Consider the following 3,558-nt stretch of genomic DNA (forward strand, 5'->3'; position numbering starts at 1 on the left):
CATCGCGCGCAAGCGAGCAGCGCGGTCGGCCTCGACTCCTTCTCTGTCGCGACTTTCTCGAGGCTCGTCGTTGTCGCCGGCGGACTCGCCGACATCGAACCACTCGTGCCCGACGATCGACTCGAGGTCATGTCGAATCGACTCGCGCACGGCCGACGAGAGCGGCCCCGACGAGTGGCTGATGACCGCAAGCTGATTGAGCATGGTGTCGTGCAGCAGCGCAACCGCTCGCTGCTCAAACACTCGACGCACATCGGCGAACATCTCGTCGCGGGCGGCTCGATAGATCTCGGCTTGCGAATCACGCGCTGCAAGGCGATCGAGGCTCAGCACGGCGAGCAGCCCCATCACAATGAACCACGTCGCAAACGAGACCGTGTCAAAGCTCCACGGCACGCCGAGCCAGAGCAGCGCAAGACTGTTCGCTGCCTCCCCCACCACGTAACCGGCGGTGACCCAGATCATCGACGCACCCAAGCGCGGACCCACGCCGATGACAAGAATCAGGGCCATCTTGAGCAACACACTCGTGTAGTCATCATTGGCCACCGGAGTTCCGAGCTGGTTGGACGCAATGATCGAGTACCACGCGACACACAGCGCGCCCATGACCAGATAGCTGGCGGCGACAAAGGCGGAGGGGCTTCGCTCGAGCACGACGAGCAGGGTGATGAGCGTGAGCAGCACCAACACGGCGGGCCACAGAATCTGCTGGGGTAGTGACGCCTGAATTGACACCACCACGAGGCCCACCACCACGAGGCAGACGGCCGCCGCCGCGTGCCCGGCACGTGCGACAGCCGTGCTCGTCGTTCGCGTCGCGACATGCGGGGGGAGACCCAGTGGCACGGGCGAGTCCCCCCTTCACACACGCGGGTGACCCCGCTCGTAACGAAGTATGACTCAGCCTGCTGACGCGTCCAAGCCCGACGCGGAGTCCCGCGCACGCGTTCGTGGTCGTAGGCTCTCGGCATGGCGCTCATCGACCTCAACTGCGACCTTGGCGAGTCGTTCGGCGCGTGGACAATGGGCGACGATGACGCGATGTTCCCGCTCGTCACGAGCGCGAACATCGCCTGCGGTTTTCACGCGGGCGACCCGAGCACGATGCTCACGGCGTGCCGTGCGGCGGTGGCGAACGGGGTGGCAATCGGAGCGCATCCGGCATACCGCGACCTCGCCGGATTCGGCCGTCGCGACATGGATTTGCCCGCTGAGCAGCTTCACGCCGATGTTCTCTACCAGGTGTCGGCACTCGCCGGAATGGCCGCTCACGCTCGCGGCGCCGTGCGCTACCTGAAACCGCACGGCGCGCTCTACAACCGCATTGCCGTCGACCTCGAGGTGGCGGAGGTGATTGCGGATGTCGCGGCGAGCATCGGCCTGCCCGTGCTCGGGCTTCCGGGCTCAGCAATCGAGACCGCGTGCGATCGCGTCGGCGTTCGATTCGTGCCCGAAGCGTTTGGCGATCGGGGCTACTTGGCCGACGGAACCCTCGCGCCGCGCGGCCTCGAGGGAGCCGTCATCACCGACCCTGAACAGGTCGCGGCGCGTGTCGTGCGCATCGTCGTTGACGGCACGATCGAGGCGCTCGACGGAACCGAGCTGACGGTGCGGCCTGAGTCTGTGTGTCTGCACGGCGACACTCCCGGAGCACCCGCGATCGCTCGCGCCGTGCGTGCGGCATTGGACGGCGCCGGGGTCGAGGTCGCGGCATTCGCATGAGGCTGTTGCCCTATGGCGACCGCGCGCTCATCGCCGAGTTCGACAGCCTCGGCCTCGTGCGCGCGGCCCACGAACACTGGGCGACCAAGGCGCCCGCGGGCATCATCGAACTGGTTCCCGCCGCACGCACGGTGCTCGTGCGCATCGAACCGCGTGTCATCGGGCTCGGCGCCGCTGAGCAGTGGTTGACCGCTCACGCCCCCGCCGCGCCCGCCGGCGACGGAGACGGCCCGCTCGTCGAGATTGCCGTGACCTACGACGGCGACGATCTCGCGGTCGTGGCCGAGACCTGGGGATGCTCGCTCGACGCCGTCGCAACGCGTCATGCTTCCACGCCCTGGGTCTGTGCGTTCATCGGCTTCGCGCCCGGCTTCGGCTACCTGGTGCCGGCTCCCGGCGCCGCTGCCCTGCCCCCGGTGCCGCGCCGCGCCACGTCGCGCCCGCTCATCGCCGCCGGATCTCTCGGGCTCGCGGCCGAGTACTCCGCCGTCTACCCGCGGGCCTCGCCCGGCGGCTGGCAACTCATCGGCCGCACCGACGCCGAGTTGTGGAGCCTCGACCGCGACTCCCCCGCGCTGCTCGCGCCTGGCACGCGCGTTCGCTTTTCGCCGAGTCGCTCGTGAGCGCGGCGCGCGTTATCGAGCCGGGCCCACTCTCGCTCATTCACGACCTCGGCCGCCCCGGCTACTCCTCTCTCGGGGTGAGCGCATCGGGAGCGTTCGACCGGTCGGCCCATCGCTTGGCCAACCGCCTCGTCGGCAACCCCGACGACGCGGCGGCGATCGAGTGTTTGCTCGGCGGGCTGCGGCTCGCGCTGCCGGCGGGCACGTGGTTCGCCGTGACCGGCGCGTGGAGCGACGCCCAGCTCATCGGCTCTGACGGCGCGCGCCGGGCGGTCGAGCCGCACACCGCGATGCGCACCGATGTGCCGGCCGAACTGCATCTCGGCACCGTGACGCACGGCCTGCGCTCGACGGTTGCTCTGCGCGGGGGGCTCGCCGTGCCAGCGGTGCTCGGCTCGCGCTCGCGCGACACTCTCGCCGCGCTCGGGCCCGAGCCGCTGCGTGCGGGCGACGTGCTGCCGATTGGCTCCGAACCTGCCACGCCCGTGCCACCCGCCGACCTCGTGCCGATTGATCCGCCTCGCGACGGCGTCGTCGAGCTCAGGGTGCGTCCCGGGCCCCGCCACGACTGGTTCACGGCCGACGCCTGGCGACTGCTCACGACGAGCGACTACCTCACCTCGGCCCGCAGCGACCGCACGGGAGTGCGCCTCGAGGGGCCCGCGCTCGAGCGCGTGCCCGACCGCGTGGGCGTCGAACTCGCGAGCGAGGGGATGCTGCGCGGGAGCATCCAGATCTCTCCCGACGGCGCGCCCACCGTGCTGGGGCCCGACCATCCCGTGACGGGCGGGTATCCCGTGATCGCGGTCGTGGTGGATGCGTCGCTCGACCTGCTCGCCCAGCTGCGACCCGGCCAGCCCGTGCGGCTGCGGCTCGCGACCGGGCGCCGGTGACCCTGCCGGCTCGGACGAACGACGGAGACCGGGCTGTTCCACAACGCAACCACCCTGAAAAGGAGTGTGGAACACGACTGTCTCCGTCGTTGCTCCGAAACGGCGTGCTCGGGTCAGCCCGCCTGGCGCTCCGCCGTCTCGACGACGTTCGCCAGCAGCAGCGCGCGCGTCATGGGGCCGACGCCGCCGGGGTTCGGCGAGATCCACGACGCGACCGTCGCGACATCGTCGGCCACATCGCCCGCGATGCGCGAGACCCCCGTGTCGGGGTCGACGAGCCGCGAGACGCCCACGTCGAGCACGATCGCGCCGGGCTT

General features: G+C 70.2%; 4 protein-coding genes and 1 pseudogene. 3 read left to right on the top strand and 2 right to left on the bottom strand.

Going from position 1 to position 3,558, the window contains the following annotated elements; translation table 11 throughout:
• Positions 1-849: hypothetical protein (locus tag SFU54_RS11130; protein WP_319016341.1), on the bottom strand; the 849-nt coding region annotated here is incomplete at its 3' end.
• 123 nt (positions 850-972) lie between these two features.
• Between SFU54_RS11130 and SFU54_RS11135 the strand changes: the two genes are divergently transcribed.
• Genes SFU54_RS11135 through SFU54_RS11145 form a run of 3 tightly spaced genes read left to right on the top strand, consistent with a single transcriptional unit; the run spans position 973 to position 3,241 of the window.
• Positions 973-1,725: a 5-oxoprolinase subunit PxpA gene (locus SFU54_RS11135; protein WP_319016342.1), complete on the top strand. Its 753-nt coding sequence runs from the start codon at positions 973-975 to the stop codon at positions 1,723-1,725.
• Complete coding sequence (locus tag SFU54_RS11140; RefSeq protein WP_319016343.1) at positions 1,722-2,348, top strand: 5-oxoprolinase subunit B family protein; 627 nt, start codon at positions 1,722-1,724, stop codon at positions 2,346-2,348. Before SFU54_RS11135 ends, SFU54_RS11140 begins: the two co-directional genes overlap by 4 nt.
• The gene (locus SFU54_RS11145; RefSeq protein ID WP_319016344.1) at positions 2,345-3,241 is read left to right on the top strand and encodes a biotin-dependent carboxyltransferase family protein; all 897 of its coding nucleotides are present in this window, start codon (positions 2,345-2,347) and stop codon (positions 3,239-3,241) included. Before SFU54_RS11140 ends, SFU54_RS11145 begins: the two co-directional genes overlap by 4 nt.
• 113 nt (positions 3,242-3,354) lie before the next feature.
• Here SFU54_RS11145 and SFU54_RS11150 read toward each other — a convergent pair.
• Positions 3,355-3,558 (bottom strand): annotated as a pseudogene (locus SFU54_RS11150) (bifunctional methylenetetrahydrofolate dehydrogenase/methenyltetrahydrofolate cyclohydrolase); the annotation flags it as partial.

The organism is Microcella sp. (assembly GCF_033763155.1).
GTDB lineage: Bacteria > Actinomycetota > Actinomycetes > Actinomycetales > Microbacteriaceae > Microcella.

Excerpts from the sequence above, each read along its gene's own strand:
- SFU54_RS11140 (WP_319016343.1), top strand. The coding sequence starts at position 1,722 with ATGAGGCTGTTGCCCTATGGCGACCGCGCGCTCATCGCCGAGTTCGAC.
- SFU54_RS11135 (WP_319016342.1), top strand. The coding sequence starts at position 973 with ATGGCGCTCATCGACCTCAACTGCGACCTTGGCGAGTCGTTCGGCGCG.